This is a genomic window from Exiguobacterium sp. UBA5002, from assembly GCF_002396765.1.
Lineage (GTDB): Bacteria > Bacillota > Bacilli > Exiguobacteriales > Exiguobacteriaceae > Exiguobacterium_A.
On sequence record NZ_DGYQ01000015.1, the window covers coordinates 13,426 to 34,319 of the forward strand.

General features: G+C 47.5%; 21 protein-coding genes. 11 read left to right on the forward strand and 10 right to left on the reverse strand.

Features of this window, described 5'->3' with window-relative positions; translation table 11 throughout:
- Positions 1–9: 9 nt before the first annotated feature.
- From B4C70_RS02995 to B4C70_RS03025, 7 genes are all read right to left on the reverse strand, one after another.
- A complete protein-coding gene (locus tag B4C70_RS02995) occupies positions 10–888 on the reverse strand; it encodes an aldo/keto reductase (RefSeq protein WP_290776905.1) in 879 nt (292 codons plus the stop codon).
- A gap of 31 nt (positions 889–919) precedes the next feature.
- Positions 920–1,486 carry a TVP38/TMEM64 family protein gene (locus B4C70_RS03000; protein ID WP_290776906.1) on the reverse strand — a complete coding sequence of 189 codons (567 nt, stop codon included), beginning with the start codon at positions 1,484–1,486 and terminating at the stop codon, positions 920–922.
- Positions 1,483–2,877 carry a sensor histidine kinase gene (locus B4C70_RS03005; protein ID WP_290776907.1) on the reverse strand — a complete coding sequence of 465 codons (1,395 nt, stop codon included), beginning with the start codon at positions 2,875–2,877 and terminating at the stop codon, positions 1,483–1,485. The genes B4C70_RS03000 and B4C70_RS03005 overlap by 4 nt, the downstream gene beginning before the upstream one ends.
- Positions 2,874–3,557: a response regulator transcription factor gene (locus tag B4C70_RS03010; protein WP_023467299.1), complete on the reverse strand. Its 684-nt coding sequence runs from the start codon at positions 3,555–3,557 to the stop codon at positions 2,874–2,876. The genes B4C70_RS03005 and B4C70_RS03010 overlap by 4 nt, the downstream gene beginning before the upstream one ends.
- A gap of 127 nt (positions 3,558–3,684) precedes the next feature.
- Positions 3,685–4,245: a GNAT family N-acetyltransferase gene (locus tag B4C70_RS03015; RefSeq protein ID WP_023467300.1), complete on the reverse strand. Its 561-nt coding sequence runs from the start codon at positions 4,243–4,245 to the stop codon at positions 3,685–3,687.
- 230 nt (positions 4,246–4,475) lie between these two features.
- On the reverse strand, positions 4,476–5,615 hold the full coding sequence (locus tag B4C70_RS03020) for an amidohydrolase (protein WP_055966708.1): 1,140 nt from the start codon (positions 5,613–5,615) through the stop codon (positions 4,476–4,478).
- Between the two features lie 18 nt (positions 5,616–5,633).
- Positions 5,634–6,542, reverse strand: coding sequence for a TIGR01777 family oxidoreductase (locus B4C70_RS03025; protein WP_290776908.1), 909 nt, complete (start codon positions 6,540–6,542; stop codon positions 5,634–5,636).
- A gap of 132 nt (positions 6,543–6,674) precedes the next feature.
- On the opposite strand from B4C70_RS03025, the gene B4C70_RS03030 reads away from it, so the two are divergent.
- The 5 genes from B4C70_RS03030 to B4C70_RS03050 all read left to right on the forward strand — a co-directional run bounded on the left by B4C70_RS03030 (position 6,675) and on the right by B4C70_RS03050 (position 12,280).
- The gene (locus B4C70_RS03030) at positions 6,675–7,490 is read left to right on the forward strand and encodes a RecX family transcriptional regulator (protein ID WP_290776909.1); all 816 of its coding nucleotides are present in this window, start codon (positions 6,675–6,677) and stop codon (positions 7,488–7,490) included.
- 337 nt (positions 7,491–7,827) lie between these two features.
- Positions 7,828–9,555 carry an ABC transporter ATP-binding protein gene (locus B4C70_RS03035; RefSeq protein WP_214725260.1) on the forward strand — a complete coding sequence of 576 codons (1,728 nt, stop codon included), beginning with the start codon at positions 7,828–7,830 and terminating at the stop codon, positions 9,553–9,555.
- 14 nt (positions 9,556–9,569) lie between these two features.
- Positions 9,570–11,630, forward strand: coding sequence for an ABC transporter ATP-binding protein (locus B4C70_RS03040; RefSeq protein ID WP_290776910.1), 2,061 nt, complete (start codon positions 9,570–9,572; stop codon positions 11,628–11,630).
- A 60-nt stretch (positions 11,631–11,690) separates the two neighbouring features.
- Positions 11,691–12,011, forward strand: coding sequence for a DUF1811 family protein (locus B4C70_RS03045; protein WP_023467306.1), 321 nt, complete (start codon positions 11,691–11,693; stop codon positions 12,009–12,011).
- Positions 12,008–12,280 carry a YfhJ family protein gene (locus B4C70_RS03050; protein WP_023467307.1) on the forward strand — a complete coding sequence of 91 codons (273 nt, stop codon included), beginning with the start codon at positions 12,008–12,010 and terminating at the stop codon, positions 12,278–12,280. The genes B4C70_RS03045 and B4C70_RS03050 overlap by 4 nt, the downstream gene beginning before the upstream one ends.
- Before the next feature lie 45 nt (positions 12,281–12,325).
- Here B4C70_RS03050 and B4C70_RS03055 read toward each other — a convergent pair whose 3' ends face one another.
- The gene (locus B4C70_RS03055; protein ID WP_214725256.1) at positions 12,326–13,309 is read right to left on the reverse strand and encodes a metal-dependent hydrolase; all 984 of its coding nucleotides are present in this window, start codon (positions 13,307–13,309) and stop codon (positions 12,326–12,328) included.
- Between the two features lie 103 nt (positions 13,310–13,412).
- On the opposite strand from B4C70_RS03055, the gene mutY reads away from it, so the two are divergent.
- From mutY to B4C70_RS03075, 4 genes are all read left to right on the forward strand, one after another.
- The gene (gene mutY / locus B4C70_RS03060; RefSeq protein ID WP_195865949.1) at positions 13,413–14,429 is read left to right on the forward strand and encodes an A/G-specific adenine glycosylase; all 1,017 of its coding nucleotides are present in this window, start codon (positions 13,413–13,415) and stop codon (positions 14,427–14,429) included.
- A complete protein-coding gene (locus B4C70_RS03065) occupies positions 14,429–14,854 on the forward strand; it encodes an SRPBCC family protein (RefSeq protein ID WP_290776911.1) in 426 nt (141 codons plus the stop codon). The genes mutY and B4C70_RS03065 overlap by 1 nt, the downstream gene beginning before the upstream one ends.
- A gap of 116 nt (positions 14,855–14,970) precedes the next feature.
- Positions 14,971–15,513 carry a nucleoside tri-diphosphate phosphatase gene (ntdP, locus tag B4C70_RS03070; protein WP_023467311.1) on the forward strand — a complete coding sequence of 181 codons (543 nt, stop codon included), beginning with the start codon at positions 14,971–14,973 and terminating at the stop codon, positions 15,511–15,513.
- Positions 15,514–15,603: 90 nt separating this feature from the next.
- The gene (locus B4C70_RS03075; protein ID WP_290776915.1) at positions 15,604–17,337 is read left to right on the forward strand and encodes an ABC transporter ATP-binding protein; all 1,734 of its coding nucleotides are present in this window, start codon (positions 15,604–15,606) and stop codon (positions 17,335–17,337) included.
- Positions 17,338–17,387: 50 nt separating this feature from the next.
- Here B4C70_RS03075 and B4C70_RS03080 read toward each other — a convergent pair whose 3' ends face one another.
- Positions 17,388–18,686: a glutamate-1-semialdehyde 2,1-aminomutase gene (locus B4C70_RS03080; protein ID WP_290776912.1), complete on the reverse strand. Its 1,299-nt coding sequence runs from the start codon at positions 18,684–18,686 to the stop codon at positions 17,388–17,390.
- A 175-nt stretch (positions 18,687–18,861) separates the two neighbouring features.
- Here B4C70_RS03080 and perR point away from each other — a divergent pair, with 175 nt between their 5' ends.
- Entirely contained in the window at positions 18,862–19,284 is a 423-nt protein-coding gene (gene perR, locus B4C70_RS03085; RefSeq protein ID WP_369792039.1) for a peroxide-responsive transcriptional repressor PerR, read from the forward strand.
- 14 nt (positions 19,285–19,298) lie between these two features.
- On the opposite strand, the gene B4C70_RS03090 is transcribed toward perR, so the two are convergent.
- Positions 19,299–19,661 (reverse strand): DUF2614 family zinc ribbon-containing protein, encoded by a 363-nt coding sequence (locus tag B4C70_RS03090; protein ID WP_290776913.1) that lies wholly within the window; start codon positions 19,659–19,661, stop codon positions 19,299–19,301.
- A gap of 114 nt (positions 19,662–19,775) precedes the next feature.
- Here B4C70_RS03090 and B4C70_RS03095 point away from each other — a divergent pair, with 114 nt between their 5' ends.
- Positions 19,776–20,645, forward strand: a complete 870-nt coding sequence (locus B4C70_RS03095) for a nucleotidyltransferase-like protein (RefSeq protein WP_290776914.1) — start codon at positions 19,776–19,778, stop codon at positions 20,643–20,645.
- The last annotated feature ends 249 nt before the right edge of the window (positions 20,646–20,894 follow it).

Below are 20,894 nucleotides of genomic sequence, written 5' to 3' on the forward strand. Positions count from 1 at the left end.
GGCTTTTTATCATGTTTGCGAAGGATAACCGAACGTTGCGTCACACTCAGCGAAGCGTTCCTTCAACCGAGTAACACGATCAGCAGGAAGTGGACCGCGCTCGATCAATTGCTGATTCAAAGCGAGGTGTTCTGGTCGAGATGTGCCGATGATGGCCGTCGTGATTCCTGGCTCAAAAACCGTGAAACGAAGCGCGGTTTCAAGCCAACTCGATTCCTCGAGTGGATAAGCGAGTTGTTGCGCACGTTCCCAGTAGGGTTCGACGTACTGTCCGACCGGACGCTCCGTGAATCGCCACGGGGCGTTACCGATCGGGCGCTTGGCGATGACACCGTGATCTAGAAGGGTGGGCAGGACTTCGGCGACACGTTGGTCAAATAGATTGAACGACGTTTGAAAACTATCGAAGCGATTCGTTTCGATAGCATATGTCAAGTCTTCCCGATCACCGGAATAAGCGATGACGCGAACTTTTCCAGCTTGTTTTGCTTGTTCAAGCGCTTCGATGACATCTCCTTGGGCGAGAACTTCTCGACTACAAGAGTGGAGATGTACGATGTCGAGATAATCTGTTTGCATCGTTTGTAAGGCTTGATCGATGCCACCATGGACCGCTTCAAAGGTCCAGTCCTGCGCACCGGGCACATCATAGCCGACTTTCGTCGACAGAATGACGTCGTGCCGACGATTCTTTAGAAATTGTCCGACGCGTTGCTCCGATAAGCCATAGCCGCGTGCTGTGTCGATCAGATTGATGCCGAGATCACGTGCTTGTTCGAGCAAATAGACTGCTTCGCGATCCGTCATCTGTTCTGCACCGATGTGACCGGCTCCGAACCCAAGCGGGGATACGAGTAGGTCGGATGTTCCAAAACGTCTTAACTCCATGAACGATACTTCCTTTCAGACATCTGTAGTTTTATATCGATGATGCTCGTTTTTGTTGAATACGATAGATCAGATAACCAACGAGTGCCACGCCTGCAATCGACCATTGAACGATGGACGAGGATTGCATGAACTGATGGACGGCGAACACTTCGACTAACATGGCTGGAATTTTTCCGATCGTACTGGCAGTCAGGAAGAGTAGGATCGAAATACCACTAGCGGCACTGACGATGTTGACGATGCCAGACGGGACGAACGGTAACAGCCGCAGCAAGATGATCGTCCAAAATGCTTCATGTCCTCGTTGTGCTTGCAGTTTTTGTTGCAAACGAGCGAATCGATCCGGAAGTGGGCGACGAAGGGCATACCGCAGTCCTTTTCGGTAAAGTAGAAACGCACAAACCGCACCTAGGACTTCACCGATGAAAGAGAGCAATGTGCCCATCCATAATCCGAAATAGACGAGATTCGCAGCGGTGACGAACGTACTCGGTAGGACACCAAGTACACTGACGACGACGCCGACTAAGACACTAACGAACGGAGCGAACGGTCCGAAGAGTTCAAAGGTTTGGATGACATGATGTTCCATCATTCGAATCCATCCGCTTCATCCGGAAGAAGCGGTAACTCGATGTGGACAGTCGTTCCTTCTCCAAAAACGGAGTCGAACCGGATCGTTCCATCATGACGATCGATGATGTGTTTTGTGATCGCAAGACCAAGACCGGTTCCGCCATCTTTACGCGTCCGTGATTTATCGACACGGTAAAAACGTTTTGTCAGTCGATCAAGATGCTCTTCCGGAATGCCTTCTCCTTCGTCCCGGATAAGACAATGCGTCCGGTCGCCGATCGTTTCAGTCGATAAGAAAATCTGTTTACCAGGCGGTGTGTACCGTAAGGCGTTATCGAGTAAATTGCCGAAGACTTGCTCAAGGCGGTCCGTATCGCCTAAGACAATTTGATCCGGGTCGAGATTCATGACGAACGTGACTCCTTTTGACTGGGCGATGGGTTCCATCCGGTAAATGACATCTTCAAGTACTTGACTGAAGACAAGTGGTTGTTTCGACATCGGATAGTAATCGCGTTCAAGTTGAGCGAGATCGAGCAGATCATTGACGAGACGTTGCAGACGCTCTGTTTCTCGCTCAATGATTTGGTAATACTGCGCACGTTTTTCTTCCTCGAGCGAATCATCCTGCATCATCTCCGTATAGCCACGGATGTAGGAGAGCGGTGTCCGCAATTCATGACTGACGTTCGCGAGGAACTCCTTCCGCTGCTCGTCGACTTCTCCGAGCGATTCCGCCATCTTATTTAATGTTTCTGCGAGTTCCCCGATCTCATCGTCCGATTGAATCGGAATCCGATAATCAAAGTCACCTTGTGCATAAACAGTCGAGGCGCGCTTCATGTCGATCAACGGACGGATGATCGTATCGATGATTTGTCGTCCGAAGATGACGAGATTCAAAACAATCAGTCCGATCATGAAGAAGATCATCAGGCGGAGTGGGCGGAATGGTTCACTGATTTGACCGAGTTCCAGATACAAGATCAGCGTACCAACCAGTCGATTGTTTTCGATGATCGGAAATCCGGTCATCAAAATGTCCGTTCCTTCAATCGGATGGGTCCGACTGGAGACGACGGTTTCACCGTTTCGAAGTTCTTCGATATCCGCATTCGTCAAAAAGCGCAGTCCAGCTGGATTTTTCTTCAGGAAATCGATAAAGAAGACTTTCGATTCCGTCAACTCATTCGTATAAGTCATTCCATCGTAAAAAGCACCAGATAATCCTTCAGATTCATAAATGTTGATCAGCTTTTCGCCTCGGTTCAATAAGATATCTTCCTGCGTCTGAAGATAGAACCGGTCGTAGAGATAGAACGTCAGCAGGACGAATAAAATAGCGGAAAAAACGCTTGTGAACCAAATCGTGATCCAAATCCGGCGCCGGATCGTATAGCGCTTAATCATACTTCCTCGAATTTATAACCGATGCCCCAGACCGTTTGAATCGAGCCACCAGCTTCCCCGAGCTTTAAGCGAAGTGTTTTGATGTGTGTATCGACCGTCCGTAAGTTCCCGATATAGTCCGCACCCCAGATTTGATCGAGTAACTGTTCTCGAGAAAAGACCTTATCATTGTTTTGAGCGAACAGGTGCAACAAATCAAATTCCTTACGCGTCAGACTGACCGGCTTGCCATTGACGTGGACACTCCGACTTTCAGTGTCGAGTTCAAGCATGCCGAGCGTCAGGGTAGCCGATTGATCAACTGTAAAGCGATGAGAACGACGAAGTGTCGCTTCGATGCGAGCAAGCAGTTCTCGAGGGCTGAATGGTTTTGTGATATAGTCATCAGCTCCGATTTTCAGACCGTGAATACGATCGAGCTCGTCCGAACGTGCCGTCAGCATGATGATCGGAACGTTTGAGAATTCACGGATGCGCATACATGCTGTCAAGCCGTCCATTTCCGGCATCATGACATCGAGTAGAACGAGATGGAATGTATTTTGTTGAATGAGATGGATCGCTTCTTGTCCGTTAGAAGCTGTCATCGTCGTGTAGTGTTCTTTTTCAAGATTCGAGACGAGAAGGTCACGCATTTGTGCTTCATCATCTACTACGAGAATGTTAAACGATTCTGGCATTAGTCTTCGCTCCATTTCCTGTAGAAGAAAGTGTTTCTTCCATAAAGATGAGTTTTCTTATTTATCATACCATTTCAAACTTTAGAAGCGCATGCGTGGACACAAAAAAGCATGAGAGACAAGGCTCTCATGCTTCGAGTTGTTGGTGATCGTATAGTGTTTCGAGCTCCCGACCATGAATGTACATGTGGAAACTAGATTTTGAGACTTCATATAGCGTGAACTGTGTCTCGCCGGCATTCAATTGCTCAAGAAGCGCAGGACGCAACTCATCCGCACAGAACGCATACGGCAATTTTTCAGCTGCTTTTTGTGACCGAATATTGCTTTTGCGAATTTTCATGAAGACACTCTCATATCCAAGCTCAAAGAACAGCTCAGAGAAGAAGGCTTCTTTCGCTAAATGATTGTATCCTTTACCATGATACGGTTTACCTAACCATGTACCGAGAAACCCATATTGTCCTTCGATATCGAGTAAACTAATCGTACCAATCGGTTGATCGAATTCATCTAGGATGGTACGTGATACGATTTCACCACGTTCTTCCTCTTCGATTGCCTGCTTTGTAGTAAACAGAAATTCATCAAAGTACCGTGTTTTTTGGCGGACGTACGGATATACGTCTTGATGCTGCATCAGTTCGAACAAATCAGCGCAGTCGCTCAGCTCCCGTTGCTTGAGCATACTTCCATTCCTCCTTTTAGGACCGCAAGAATGATTGTCGAAAGCTACCTGTCTGACTCGTTTGAACCGCGCATGGTATGCCTTCTTCAGTTGTCGGATAAGATAATATTACCTTCTTTTTTTAAAATTGCAAGAAAATAATTTTTGTGAAAAAAGATACAAAAACAAGATGTTTTCCGTGAGCGTCTAAAACCCCCGAAAGGTGCAAAAAACACCTGGCGGGGGTGGGGTTAAGTCAAGTTCAGTTGAGCGTGTTCAAAAATGATTTTTCCGTCAATCATCGTCATGAGCGGCTTCGCTAAATAGTCGAGTGGGAAGTGACTCCATAGGACGAGATCCGCGTCTTTTCCGACCTCGATCGATCCGACGCGATCGTCCACACCGAGCGAGCGGGCTGGATGAATCGTGATCGCGCGCAAGGCGACATCGACCGGTAGACCTTCTCGTGCAGCTAGACCGGCACAGAGATTCAAGTACTGGACAGGGGTGTACGGATGATCGGTCGTGATGGAGATTTCAAGACCATGCTCATGAAGAATCCGATACGTTTCCCATGTCTTATTCTTCAGTTCGATTTTAGACTTTCGCGTGAAGGTTGGTCCGACCGTCACTTTTTCAATCGGTAATTGTTCCATCTCTTTTGCGACGAGATGACCTTCCGTACAATGTTCGATACGTAAATCGAGATCGAACTCTTCCGCAAAACGAATGGCGGAAAGGATATCATCTGCCCGGTGCGCATGTACACGAAGCGGCATCTTATGATCAAGGACCCGTTTGATCATCTGATGGGCGAACGTTTCGGAAACTCGTTGTGTCCGAACTTCAAGAAAGGCTTCGCGCAACATCCCCATGATGCCCATCCGTGTCAGTTCACCGGCACGACCAGCACTATGGACACGCTTTGGGTTTTCACCGAGCGCCACCTTCAGACCCGCATACTTTCGAAGAATCATATCATCGATGAACCGTCCGTGCGTCTTGATGACACTCGTGACGCCACCGATGATGTTCATGCTACCAGGCATGACTTGAACGGTCGTGATCCCGTGTTCGACGGCTTCCTTAAAGCCTTCATCCAGCGGATAGACGCCATCAATGGCACGCAGATGAGGAGTCATCGCGAAAATCGTCTCATTCGCATCATTTCCGACGGTTCCGGTACCTTCGTCATATAATCCGAGATGTGTATGGGCATCGATGAAACCGGGCAATAAAAAGTGACCTTCTGCTTCAATGACTTGATCGTTGTCTAAATGATCCAGTAATTCACCGATTTCAATGATTTTTCCATCACGAATACGGATGTCCCCGTAAAAACTGTCCGAAGTAATCGGATAGATATGTGCATTTCGAATTAAGATATCCAAGTATCGTCCACCCCTGTACTAGTTTGAATGCTCGATTGCTCGCAATGCATTCTTTAGTTCAGCATACCGAAACTTGTATCCGTTTTCGAGCGCTTTTTTCGGGATGACACGAGCTCCTTCTAGTACAATCGTACTCTTTTCACCGAGTGCGAGCTCTAACGCGAAGCGTGGCGCCGGGAGCCAGTGTGGGCGATGTAAGACTTTTCCGATCGTCTGTCCAAAACGACGCATCGTCTCCGGGTGAGGCGCAGTGATGTTCAGCGGTCCTTCGACTGTCGGGGTCTCAAGTGCGAATAGGAATAAATCGACTAAATCATCGATGTGGACCCAGGAGACCCACTGTTTTCCGTCGCCCATCGTCCCACCACCAAACAAGACATAAGGCAGGCGCATTAACGGATAAGCGCCACCGGCTTTCGTTAAGACGACACCGATTCGTGGATGGACGAGTCGAATGCCAGCGTCGGCAATCGGACGAGCAAGATCTTCCCACGCGACACAGACATGACTTAAGAAGTCAGCGGTCGGTGGAAGGGGTTGATCTTCAGAGAAGGTTTGATGCCGATCTTGTCCGTAAATACCAACTGCAGATGCAGACAAAACGACATTTGGTTTTTGATCGAGTGCTTCAACGATTCGCACGAGCTCCTTCGTCGTACTGACGCGGCTGTCGAGAATGACGCGTTTACGTTCATCCGTCCAACGTCCGTCGTTGATCGAAGCACCAGCCAGATGAATGAATGCATCAACGCCCTCTAAGTGCTGTTCCGGTTTTGCGTCTTCTGTCATCCACTTGATATATGTGACATGCGCATCATTCGCTTTCGGATGACGCGTCAGTATAAAGATGTGATGTCCTTGCTCGAGTAAACGTTTCGTCAAGGCTTGACCAATCATACCGGTTCCACCGGTAATCGCAATGTTCATGTAATCCATCCTCCCTAAATAAGTAAAAGTAGCTTCTTTCCATTTGTTCCCGTTCCATGGTTTCACTCAAACATAGACCTGCCTGTTCATGATATCGTAGAACTACCGAATCAGGTTAGGGGAGGGAACGACATGAAGATCAAACGGATCTCGACGCAGAAAAAGAACAGTGAACGATTCAATATCTATGTCGAGCGTGATGGCAAAGAGGAATATGCCTTTGCCGTAGACGTCGATATCTTAATTAAATACAATCTACAACGCGCTAAGGAACTCGATGACGACTTCGTCAAGGAAGTGTTGACGGCTGAAGAACAGCAAAAAGCGTATCGTCTCTCATTGAATCATTTATCGTACCGCATGCGGGCGACGAGTGAAGTCGTCGCCTATCTAACAGAGAAGGAGACACCGGAGCATGCGATCAAACATGCAATCGAGCGATTGACGGAGCAACGCTATCTGGATGATCAACAGTTCGCACTTGCTTATACGGCAACGAAAAAAGCGACGACACCTCAAGGACCGGGACGGATTCGCCGCGACCTTGAGGCATTGAAGATACCGAAGGCGGCGATTGATGAAGCGATCGTAACGTTTACGAATGAAGAGGAATACGAAAAAGTCCTGAAGTTTTTGCGGCAAAAGCAAAAAGAGCTGCAACGGCGTTCCGTGCGGGAACTGACACAAAAGTTACAGATGACGCTCATGCAACGCGGATTCTCGTCCGACTTGATCAAGGCGGGTATCGAAGAGGTGTTTCGAGCTGAAGAAGGGGACGAAGAAGAACAAGCGGCCCTTTATCAAGCACGCAAGTATTATCCGAAATACCGGCAACTTGAACCGTTTGAACGCGAACAGAAAGTGAAACAAGCGCTCGTCCGAAAAGGATTTCCATACGGTTTAGCGGCTCAAGTCCTCGAACAAGTCAAAGAAGAAGAGGCGGAATAATAAAAGCAAGACGAAAAATTGACAATTATCCGACAAATGTGCTATTCTACGCACAGACTAAGATACGCACAGACTAAGAAAAGGAGGAACCGTCCTATGAAAAAGCAAATTGGTTTCACTCATATCCAACAGCTGAATACGACGGAGACTCTTGAGCACGTATAAGTAATTCATTTCATGTGCGAGCAAGGGGATTCGTCTCCCGAGCGCGCAGACGAACAAGAATGCATCATGCCCATTTCAAGGCATACTGATTCTCGGACTGCATCCGGAAATCCGTATGCCTTTTTGCGTGCTCGGAAAAAGTAATTCATTTCACAGTAAAGGGGGGACCCTCATGCGTTTATTTCGGCAATTGAGTTGGTTTCTAAAAGAACACAAATCATCGTATCTCGTAGCAGTCGTCTTATTGATCATCACCGGCTTCATTGATTTAACGCCGCCATGGCTGATCGGTAAGGTCATCGACGGATTGCGGTCGGGATCGATGGACCAGGCGACGCTCTGGCAATACGTCATCGGATTAACAGCCATTTCTATCGTTTCTTTCATCTTGACGTATCTATGGTTAGCGAAATTATTCGGAACGGCATTTTTATTAGAACGGACACTTCGGAGTCGCTTCTTTACGCACTTATTGAAACTGACGCCGACGTTCTACCAAAAGAATCGGACGGGAGACTTGATGGCACTCGCGACGAACGACTTGAAGGCGGTCGAGCGGACAGCAGGATTTGGTGTCTTGACGCTCGTCGACTCGTTGAACATGACGGCAATCACTCTCGTCGTCATGGGGGTGGCGATCGATTGGAAGTTGACGCTTGCTGCCTTGTTACCGATGCCACTTCTCGCTTACGCGATGAATAAGCTCGGAAGTCAAATTCACGGACGTTTCATCACTGCCCAGGATTCATTCGGAACGATGAATGACCAGGTCGTCGAGTCGATTTCCGGACTGCGTGTCATCCGCTCGTTCGTACAAGAACCAGTCGATGTTAAACGCTTCGACGATGTCACGACGGATGTCTTTGAGAAAAACATGCACGTCGCAAAAATCGATGTCTTATTTGAACCGATCATCAAGCTGCTCGTCGGCTTCAGTTACTTGATCGGCTTATCGTTCGGGACATATCTCGTCTTTACGAACGACATCACGCTCGGACAATTGGTCGCCTTTAACATCTATCTCGGGATGCTGATTTGGCCAATGTACGCCTTTGGTGAATTGATCAATGTCATCCAGCGCGGAACAGCAAGTCTTGACCGCTTGGAAGCAACGATGCGAGTCAAACCGTTGATTGCTTCGACACCGCGGGAACATATTGATCGCCCTGAACGGATCGAGATGAACGATTTGACGTTTACGTATCCAGAGACAGCCCATCCGGTCTTACGAGATTTGAATATGACGATCGAACAAGGAACAACGATCGGTGTCGTCGGACCAACGGGATCCGGGAAAACGACGTTCTTGCGTCAATTCTTACGCGAGTATCCAATCGGACGGGATATGCTGACAGTCAACGGCGTACCGTATGAAGATGTTGCGCTAGAGACGGTTCGCGGATGGACCGGTTACGTCTCACAAGAACATTTACTATTCTCAAAATCCGTTCGGGACAATATTCTATTCGGTGCAGGTGAAGCGACAGAAGAAGAATTGCAGGAAGCGATTCGTCTCGCATCGTTCGAAAAAGATATCGAAACGCTGGAACAAGGACTTGAGACGATGGTTGGTGAACGTGGCGTCACGTTGTCGGGAGGACAAAAGCAACGTCTCTCGATCGCACGGGCGATGTTAAAAAAACCAGAGTTGCTGTTGCTGGATGATTCATTATCAGCAGTAGATGCGAAAACGGAATCACATATCATTGATTCGATTCGATCGAATCGCCACCAATCCACGACATTGATTGTTGCCCATCGCTTATCGGCAGTAGCACATGCGGACGAAATCATCGTCCTGCAAGACGGAATGATTTCTGAACGAGGAACACATGACAGCCTGATGGCACAAAATGGCTGGTACGCTCAACAATTCGAGCGACAAAGTGAAGAGATGTAAGGAGGTGCCTCTGCATGAATGAATTGGAATTATATCAACTCGATCCGGCACGTCGGAAGACGACGATCCGTTCGTTGATCCGCTATGCGATGCATGAGAAACAAGCGATTTTCTTAGGGTTGTTTCTACTCGTACTGGCAGTCGGAGCGGAATTGACAGGTCCGTATATTGCCAAAGTCATCATTGATGAACATATCGTGGCAATTGAGAAGGACTGGGTCGAAGTTAAAGCGGATGGTGCGGTCACGTATGATGGTCGTCAGTTCGCCAAAGCACAAGACGTCTCGAAAAGTCAGATCGTTCAATCCGTTTCAATCGTCCAAACGACCAACGGCTACTTTTTCGTACCGAAACAAGTCGTCAGTGGGGGAGAGCGGAAAATCAGTGGAAGTACGATGACGATCACGCGTGGAGACGACGTCTACACGTATGATAATATTCAAAAACTGACACAAGGACAGGTCTATGATTTTTATTCAAAAGACTTAAAAGCAATCGGCTGGTTGTCCTTGCTCTACGTCCTCTTGCTGCTAGTAGCAGCTGGTTTGAACTGGATTCAGCAAGTCTTGCTCCAGCGATCTGCTCATAAAATCATTAAACGGATGCGGCTGGATATCTTTACGCATCTGCAACGGTTACCGGTTCGTTATTTCGACCAGACACCGATTGGAAAAATCGTCAGTCGCGTCACGAATGATACGGAAACGATTCGCGATCTATATCTCGGTGTGCTCGCCCGGGTCTTCTCGGGGATCATCACGATGGCGGGGATTCTCGTCGCGATGTTCTTCCTCGATTATCGCTTAGGACTAGTCTCACTAATCATTATTCCGATCGTCTATTTCTGGATCCAGCTGTTCCAGAAACTCGCGACGAAGAACAACTTCAAAGTCCGCTCCCTCGTTGCCGACATGAATGGTCAACTGAATGAGAACATCCAGACGATGCCGATCATTCAGGCTTATGCACGTGAGAAGGAAGTTCTTGCTGAATTCGAACAAAAGAACGAAGAGAACTATCAGACAAGGGCAAAGTTGTTACGACTTGATGCCCTGATGTCACACAACTTATCCTACTTTTTGAAAAACTTGACGCTCGCCTTGTTGATTTGGGTCGTCGGTGGGAAAAGTCTGACGAACGGCTCGTTTTTATCGCTCGGGATCTTATATGCGTATATCGATTACGTATCCCGTTTATTCGAACCGGTCACCCAAATCATGAATCAGCTGTCACCGCTACAACAAGCACTCGTGTCAGCGGACCGAATGTTCCAGTTGCTCGACGAAAAGGGAGAGCCGGTTGGACAAGGTCGCGTTGCTCGGTTTAAAGGAGCGGTGTCCTTCAAGGACGTCGAATTCAGTTATGAAGCAGGAAATCCCGTATTACGTGAGATTCAAATCGATGCTCGTCCTGGCGCGACGATTGCTCTCGTCGGTCACACGGGCAGCGGGAAAAGTTCGATCATGAACCTGCTGATGCGTTTCTATGATCCGTCAAAAGGACAGTTGTTGATTGACGGACAGGACGTGACGCGTTTGCCGAAACAAGCGGTCCGTGAGCATATGGGGATCGTCCTACAGGATCCGTTCCTCTTCGCAGGAACGATTCGCTCGAACATCACACTTGGCAATCCTGACATTTCCGAGGCACGTGTTCGCCAAGCGATCGAAGCCGTCGGCGCGGATCGGTTCATTGATCGTTTACCGAACGGACTCGATGAACCAGTCATCGAAAAAGGTGCCACGTTATCAGCGGGGGAACGACAGTTGATCAGTTTTGCCCGTGCGTTAGCGTTTGACCCTGCAATCCTAGTTCTTGACGAAGCGACAGCGAGCGTTGACTCGGAAACGGAAGCGGTCATTCAAGATGCCTTGTTAACGTTAACGAAAGGACGAACGACGTTCATCATCGCCCATCGCTTGTCGACGATCAAGGATGCGGATGAGATTCTTGTTCTCGATCATGGTCGGATCGTCGAGCGAGGATCCCATGATGTGCTCCTTGCAACGTCCGGGATTTATGCGAAAATGTATGCGTTACAAAGTAAACGGAATCTTGAATTGAAATCAAGCTAATCCATCCAGTTTCTCCTCCTTTTCGTTTATACTGAAAAACGAAGAGGGGGAGTTTTTGTAATGGAGACACGGATGAGTCAATTATCGAAATACGAGCTTGAGATGTTGATCACGAAATTAAGTGAACAAAAACGAAAAGCGGAGCAACACGGGAACGTCAGTGAAGTGGAAGTCGTGACGCGAAAAATCGCCATTGCGAAAAGTTATTTGATTGATCCGGCACGATTCGAACGGGGAGCCTTTTACCGAATCGAAGGAGAAGAGGCACGATTTGAGTTACACTTCGTCAATGGCGTCATGGGTTGGGGACATTTTGAAGGAACCGCTCAGGAAGTCGCGATTCCGCTCGCGTTATTCACAGGAGAGGGAGAACAGACATGACGAATCGAGAACAAGCCCTTCAGCAACTGGCTGAAGAATTATTGCAAGTGAATGAAGTATTAACCCCGGAAGAAGCACTGACGTGGGTCGAAGTGCTGTGGGAAGATTTCGAAGCGACACTCGCGCGCGCAGGTGAGAAATATCAAGGTGAAGCCGTCGCGGTTCATTTCGTCGAGCAACAGATCAAACAGCACGGGGCAATGTTACACCGGTTTAATACGACGAACGAAAAATTCAAGCATTTGATGACAGGTCGAAACGTCGAATGAAAAAAGCTCCGCACATCGGGATTTCCGTTGCGCGGAGCTTTGTCTTTATAATGCAGGGATGAACAGTTTTTTCTGCAAGGTCCGTTCGCTAAACACCCAGCCGGTATAGGAGCTGACGATCTCTTGTGTGGCAGCGTCGATTCTGACGACGGCAACGAATGGATAGACTTCCTTCGTGAAGTAACGCAGGTTAGTGAAGCGGTATTCGACAATGCCATCCTTTCGTGAGACCGTATACGTATGAATCTTCGAGAACTCAAGAAACGCTTGCAAGTCCGCGTTTTGTTTGACGATTTCGTACAAGGCGTCACCGTGTGGTTCGTCCTTGATCCGGAAGTTTCCGCATTCGACGACGGTTCCACTGTTAATCTTAACGACGGAATACTCATCGCGTAAACGTGCCGCGACATGCCATTCATCCCATTTCATGCCAGGGGAGATGAACAGTTTATGCGCACCGCGATAATAGCGGGCTGCGGTCGCGAGGGCATCGTTTCGTAACTTGAATTGAACAGCGTAGTAGATGATGACGATGGCGATTAAAATCGGGAAGATGACGATCGTCGCTCTCGTTAGTAGCCAAATCCCGAACGCGGCATAATACATCGTGAACAGATATGGATCAAATGTATTGATGACACCCCAACCAATCCAGGATTTTTTGAACGGGTGTAAGGCTTGTGTTCCGTAAGCGTTAAACAGATCGACGAAGACATGAAGAGCGACAGCGATCTGCGCCATCAGCCATAATGAAGTCGGAGGTACACTGAATAACGTGCCGATGACGATTGAAAGTAATAACGGCCAGGCGAGCAAGGCGATCAACCCGTGCGATTTTCCGCGGTGTTGACGCAAGTAGGCGCTGTTTCCTTTAAACTTAAAGACAGTATCGAAGTCCGGTGCGTGTGAGCCGACGAGCGCCGTCGTCGTCACGGCAGCAAACATCGTCGTGCTCGCTGCGACGTCAGGGTGTAGCGTCGAGATGGCGGCGAGACAAAGTCCCATGCCGATATGCGTACCAGTATCCAATGCGAATTCGCTCCTTCTATAAAATCGTGATGGTGAATCCATCGAGGTTCTGCCGAGTAATTTTTAATAAATATATCGTATCCAAGAGAAAAGAGGTAACCTTTTGACTGTCGTTCAAGAATATTTCACAAACTTTAATAAAACACAATTTACCACAGAACTGATTGCCTGGTTCCTTCGTGAACAGCGGGATCTCCCGTGGCGAAGAACCAAAAACCCATATCATATCTGGATTAGCGAGATCATGCTTCAACAAACACGCGTCGATACGGTCATCCCGTATTATGAGCGCTTCACGAAACGTTTTCCGACACCGCATGACTTAGCAGAAGCGGATCAAAGTGAAGTCCTGAAGCACTGGGAGGGCTTAGGGTACTATTCCCGTGTCAAGAATCTTCAAATCGCGGTTCAGGAAGTTGTTGAAAAATATGATGGAATCGTTCCGGACGAAAAGGAATTGTTCAGTCAGCTGAAGGGTGTCGGTCCGTATACGACAGGAGCGGTTCTATCGATTGCTTATGGGCAAGCAGAACCAGCTGTAGACGGAAATGTGATGCGCGTCCTCTCGCGTGTACTTGGGATTTATGAAGACATTGCTGCACCGAAGACACGGAAATTGTTTGAGGCGGCGGTACATCAATTGATTGATCCGGCTGACCCGTCCAGCTTCAATCAAGGCTTGATGGAACTCGGCGCGATGGTCTGTACACCGAAGTCTCCGATGTGTGGACTCTGTCCTGTTCAAGACGTTTGTTTTGCATATGATCGAAATGCACAGGAAGAACTACCTGTGAAGACGAAGAAAGGGAAGACGCAAATTATTCCGTATGATGCTCTCGTCTATGAAACGAACGGAAAAATCGCAATTGAACAACGAGCAGAAACGGGCTTGCTCGCAGGTATGTGGCAATACCCACTTCGAGAAGCAGAAGAAGATCGTAATGGAACGCTTGTTGGACACGTTCGACATGTCTTCTCACACCGGATTTGGGAAATTGCTGTCTATCGCGTGACGGAACAGCCGGACCAGACGGTACTGGTTGATCAGGAAACATATGCGACGCATCCGGTATCTGTCGCGCAAATGAAGATTGATCGACTATTAAAGGGGGAGATCTAATGCATACTTTTCGTTTTGAGACACGTGTCGATACATCAAAGGAGCAAGCGTGGGATTTTTTAAGTGACGCCAAGGCCTTAAGTCGATTGACGGTATTTCCACAAGTGAAGACGTCGGGCGATACGCGGACACGAGCGGGAAATACGATTCGTTTACGCGTTGGTGTTCCTCCACTATTTGTCTCGTGGACGTCTTGGATTCCTTTCGTAGAAGAATATGTCTTCGTCGATGTTGGTACAAAAGTGCCGTATCCATTCCGGGCATGGTGCCATGTGCACCGAGTCGAAGAACGTGAATCTGGCGTCTTTTTCGTGGATGAAGTGACGTATGCATCCTTCTTGCCCGCCTTCGTCATTGAAGCATTCATCTTGAAACCGATGTTCAAACAACGAAAAAGTGCGATTTTGAATCACTTTCAAGCCTGAATTCCGTCATTTTTCTGAAAAAATACCCTTTCGTTTTTCATGCGTTCTGAAAATGGGTATAATAAGCACGAGAGTATAACAGAATGGAAGAAAAACGCTTTAGAAAGGAGTAGCACATGAGTCGATTCCCAAAAGAAAGTAGCAAGATTGAGATTCAAAGTTTCAAACATAACGGGAGCTTACACAGAGTTTGGGAAGAAACGCTCGTGCTGAAATCGACGGAAGAAGAATTGATTGGGTTCAATGACCGCATCATGGTCAGTGAATCGGATGGTCGTCAGTGGCGAACACGAGAGCCTGCAATCTGTTACTTTTCAACAGAACTCTGGTTCAATGTCATTTGTATGATTCGGGAGGATGGCATTTACTATTACTGCAATCTTGGATCACCTTCTACGTTCGATGAGAAAGATCGAGCAGTCAAGTACATTGATTACGATTTAGATATCAAAGTGTATCCGGACATGTCCTACATGATCCTCGATGAGGACGAGTATGAGAAGCATCGCCGCGAGATGAATTATCCGAAGGCGATTGATCGTATTTTGAAAGACAATGTCCAAATCCTGATTCAGTGGATTCGCAGTCGGAAGGGTCCATTCAACCCGGCTTTCGTGGATATGTGGTATCGTGAATATGAAACAAGATATCGGAGATGATGGTTCGCCATCGTCTTTTTTTAATTGAAGGAAGTGAAACACGTGGCAACACAAGCAAAACGTAAGAAACAAGGTTCGATCCGCCGCTATATGGCGTTCGTCAAGCCGTATCAAAAACAGATCCTCCTGACGGTCTTCGTCGGGATCATCAAGTTCTCGATCCCACTCGGACTTCCGTTGTTGTATAAGTACATCATCGACAATATCCTAACTGGAAACACGATGCCGATGGCGGAAAAAAGTAAACAATTGGCGTATTTGATTGGAGCGGGTGTCTTCATCTTCTTGATTGTCAAACCGCCGCTCGAATACGTTCGCCAGTACCTCGCGCAATGGTCCGCGTCGAAGATTTTATTTGACGTACGGAATCGATTGTTTGATCATGTTCAGAAATTATCGCTTCGTTTTTATTCGAATACGAAAACTGGAGAAGTCATCTCGCGAATCATCAATGATGTCGAGCAGACGAAAGACTTCGTCGTCACGGGATTAATGAACCTGTGGCTTGATATGATCACGATTTTCATTGCGATCGCAATCATGTGGACGATTGATCCGCAGTTGACGCTCGTCGCGATCATCCCATTACCATTCTATGCTCTCGCCGTTAAGTTCTTTTACGGTCGCTTACGTGGATTGACACGGGAACGTTCGGCAGCACTTGCGGAACTACAAGGTCATTTGACGGAACGGGTCAACGGCATGGCAGTCATTCGTAGTTTTGCACTCGAACCGCACGAGAACAAAGCGTTCAAACATCAAAATGATGGGTTCTTAAAAGCGGCGCTGCGTCAAACGAACTGGAATGCGCGAACGTACGTCGTCGTCTCGACGATTACGGATTTCGCACCGATCCTCATTTTCGGGACAGCGGCGTTCTTCGTCTTGAACGGACAAGTGACACTCGGGACGATGGTTGCGTTCATTGGTTATATCGATCGCCTGTATGCGCCGCTCGGTCGTCTCGTCAACTCCTCAACGACGTTGACGCAGTCGATCGCTTCGATGGACCGGATGTTCGAGTTTTTAGATGAGCCATATGACATCACGGAAAAACCGAATGCACGCGAACCAAAAAATGTCCGCGGAAACGTTCAGTTCGAAAACATCAGTTTCGCTTATGAAGAAGGCGGCGAGCTAGCGATTGATCGGTTGACGCTTGACGTTCAGGCAGGTGAACGGATTGCGTTCGTTGGGATGTCAGGTGGCGGGAAATCAACGCTCGTCAGTTTGATTCCGCGTTTCTATGATGTGTCTGCCGGTCGGATCACGCTTGACGGCGTTGACATTCGTGACTTGAAGTTGCGAGGTCTTCGCGATCAGATCGGGATGGTCATGCAGGAGTCGATTCTCTTCAGTGAGTCGGTCCAAATGAACATCAAGATGGGGAATCCGGAGGCGACGGACGAGGAAGTCATCGCGGCAGCAAAAGCAGCAAATGCCCATGAATTCATCGAACGATTACCAAACGGTTATCATACGCCGGTCGGAGAACGCGGCGTCAAGTTATCGGGTGGTCAAAAACAACGTCTTGCGATTGCACGGGTCTTCTTGAAAAATCCACCGATTCTGATCTTGGATGAAGCGACGAGTGCGCTTGATTTGGAGAGTGAAGCGATGATTCAAGATTCGTTAGCGCGTCTCGCGAAAGGGCGGACGACATTTACTGTCGCGCACCGTTTATCAACGATCACTGATGCCGATAAGATTGTCGTCATCGAAAATGGTCAAATTACGGAAATCGGAACACACGAAGTCCTCATGCAAAAACGGGGTGCGTATTTCGAACTGTATGCCATTCAAAATCTGGAACTCGTCGAATAACACAAAAGCAGCGATCCTCGTGAGGGTCGCTGCTTTTTTAGGAGGAAGACTTAGAGTCGAGCAAAGGCACGATCGACTGCTGCGATCGTCTCTGTGATGTCGGCTTCCGTATGTTCCGTCGTCAAGAACCACGCTTCGTATTTCGAAGGGGCAAGGTTGACGCCTTCTTCTAGCATCAATTTGAAGAAACGTCCGAACATCTCGCTATCTGCACGTTCTGCACCATCATAATCGATAACTGTTTCATCCGTGAAGTAGACCGTCATGGCACCTTTTAGACGGTTGATCGTAATCGTGACGTTATGACGTTTTGCTGCTTCTAGCACACCTTGTTCGAGTAAGGCGCCAAGGTGATCGAGTTGTTCATAGACACCAGGCTGCTCAAGTAATTCAAGACAAGCGATACCCGCAGCCATGGATGCTGGGTTACCTGCCATCGTACCTGCTTGGTAAGCCGGACCGAGTGGCGCGACGTGTTCCATGATTTCTTTGCGACCGCCATAAGCGCCGATTGGTAAACCACCACCGATGATTTTGCCGAGTGCCGTCATATCGGGACGGATATCGAGTAACTCTTGTGCACTGCCGTACGTGAATCGGAAGGCTGTGATGACTTCATCATAGATGACGAGTGCGCCGTGTGCATGCGTGATTTCGTTGACCGCAGCAAGGAATCCAGGTTGCGGTTCGACGATACCGAAGTTTCCGACGATCGGTTCAACGAGTACACAAGCGACTTGATCGCCCCATTGTTCCATGATTTGACGGTACGATTCGATATCATTGAACGGTGTCGTGATGACTTCTTTTGCCGTCGCTTTCGTGACACCAGCTGAATCGGGAGAACCAAGTGTCGCTGGTCCGCTTCCTGCTGCAATCAGCATCAAATCCGAGTGACCGTGGTAACACCCGCTGAACTTCACGACGAGCTCACGACCCGTATACGCACGTGCGACACGAATCGTCGTCATGACAGCTTCGGTTCCCGAGTTCGTAAAGCGTACTTTTTCAAGCGATGGGATCGCTTTTTGTAGTTTATGTGCAAAGTTGATTTCTAGACGGTGTGGTGTGCCGTAAAGAAGACCGTTTTGGGCAGCGTGGGTGATCGCTTCCGTAATGTGAGGGTGACCGTGTCCCGTGATGATCGGACCATAGGCTGCTAAGTAATCGATATAACGATTGCCATCGACATCATAAAAGTAAGCACCTTCTCCGCGTTCCATATAGACAGGTGCGCCGCCACCGACGGCTTTGAATGAACGGGATGGGCTGTTGACGCCACCAACGATACACTCTTGTGCGATTTCATATAACGCCTCTGAAGTAGGACGTGTAGTGTGGGTAGACATGAGGATTCCTCCAATCGATGATTCGTGAAAAATATCACGATATGATTGTATCATGGACGTCAAATCCGGTGCAGAGCCGTTGACGGAATACCTATTTGTAGGTAGACTAATTATAAAGATTACAATCTGATAATCAATGAAAGATAGAAATGAGGGGATGGACGTGGCTAACGAAATGCTGGATGACGCCGTGAAGTCACTTCGGGAATCAGGCGTTCGAATGACACCACAACGTCACGCGATTTTGGAATATTTAACGACGGGACACACGCATCCGACAGCGGATGAGATTTATCGTGCACTCGAACATCGTTTTCCAAACATGAGTGTGGCGACTGTATATAATAACTTACGCGTGTTTCGAGAAAAAGGAATCGTTGAGGAAATGAATTACGGAGACGCTTCAAGTCGCTTCGACTTCGTTACGACACGCCATTACCACATGATCTGTGAAAATTGCGGAAAGATCGTTGACTTCAATTATCCTGTGCTCGATGATGTCGAAACGGTTGCGGCGCATTTAACAGGCTTTAAAGTCGATCGTCACCGATTAGAAGTGTACGGAACTTGCCCGGACTGTCAATCGAATGTCCAATAAAAAAACGAGCTGCCTTAGCGGGGAGCTCGTTTATTGTGTTTATTATATTTTTCATCGAATTCTTTTCCTTCAAGAGATGGATCCATCGTCAATGGTTCATCGCAATGCATACATAAGTCGACTCGACCAAGGACCTTTGTTTCTTTTCCACAGTTCGGACAAGTGACGACAGCTGCCTTCGTTGATGTCAGACCAATCAAGAAATAGAGTGCCGTACTGGCGAGAACCATGACGAAACCGAGAAGCATGAGTAAGACCATGATGATTTCAAATTGTTTGAGCAATAGACCGACATACATGACGAGCATCCCACCGAAGACGAGAAACATAGCTAAGTTTCGCGCGCGGTTTATTTTATTTTTACGTTGTTTTTTCAAGTGAATTCCCCCTGTTGTCAGTCTAGCATAAGAAGTGGGATTGCCTGAAGAAGGAAAGCTTGTTTTTTTGTCGAAAATGGTAACGACGAGTTCGTATAGAAGGGTGAGAAGTACATGGAACAAGCAACACGAACGATTTATTCGGAGTACGCGGCTTATCGTGAAACACAAGGGATCATTGCTGTTGAGAAACGGCAACCACGGGATTCCCTGACGGATCAATTTGATACACTTCTTGTCGTCATCACGAGAGACCCAGAAGTCGAGTGGACGATCAAACATTATCGACTGAATACACTAAAGGTATCATTACACCTCGTACATGAAGATGTCTTATCACGCTGGATTTTGTTAAATGCCAATCGACGTGCGATTCACTGGATTGCGGAAGGAACGATCGTGTTTGAACGAAATGATTACTTAGTTGATTTAAAACGGCAGCTATTAAACTTTCCTGAGGAGGAAAGATGTTTACAGATGACGATTTCGTTCGCTAAACTTTTGCGTCGTTTCCAAGATGGAAGGAACTTGTTCAGTCGCGGACATCATTATGATGCCTATACACACGTCCATCACGCATTACATCATCTCGCGCGATTATCTGTTCTGGAAAAAGGAAAACATCCCGAGACAGTCGTCTGGGAACAAGCGCGACTCGATGATCCGGATGTCTATAAACTATATGAACAATTATTGATGAGTGAAGAGACATTAGATCAACGTATTCACCTCGCCTTGATTGGACTTGAGCATCTTCTGCAGTCGAAGGTCTTATCGGGAGGACGCTATTTATTTGAAATCATGCGTGAGCGGACAAGTCCTTGGACGATGTATGAATTGATGGAAGAAGAGCGACTGCAAGAAGTCAAAGTAGATTTAAGTAGTCTGATTGATTTCTTCATGCGAAAAGGTCTGATCAGGATTTCGTATCAAACAACTAAAGGAGCAGGGGTCGAACTCGTAACGTATGAGCCGGTCGTATGACGATCGGCTTTATTTTTTTCTATATGTTGTTTTGGCTATATATAGAAGGAAAAAGATTTCAAAAGTTTTTTAGAAAAACTATTGACGGTATTATACCGAGATAGTATATTAATACATGTCGACAGGGCAACACGCACTGGACGGTGACGAGAAAGAAAAAAGATTTCAAAAAGGGATTGACGCTTAAGTTATTCCGTGATATCTTATTAAAGTCGCTGAAAACGACACGACGAACTTTGAAAACTGAAC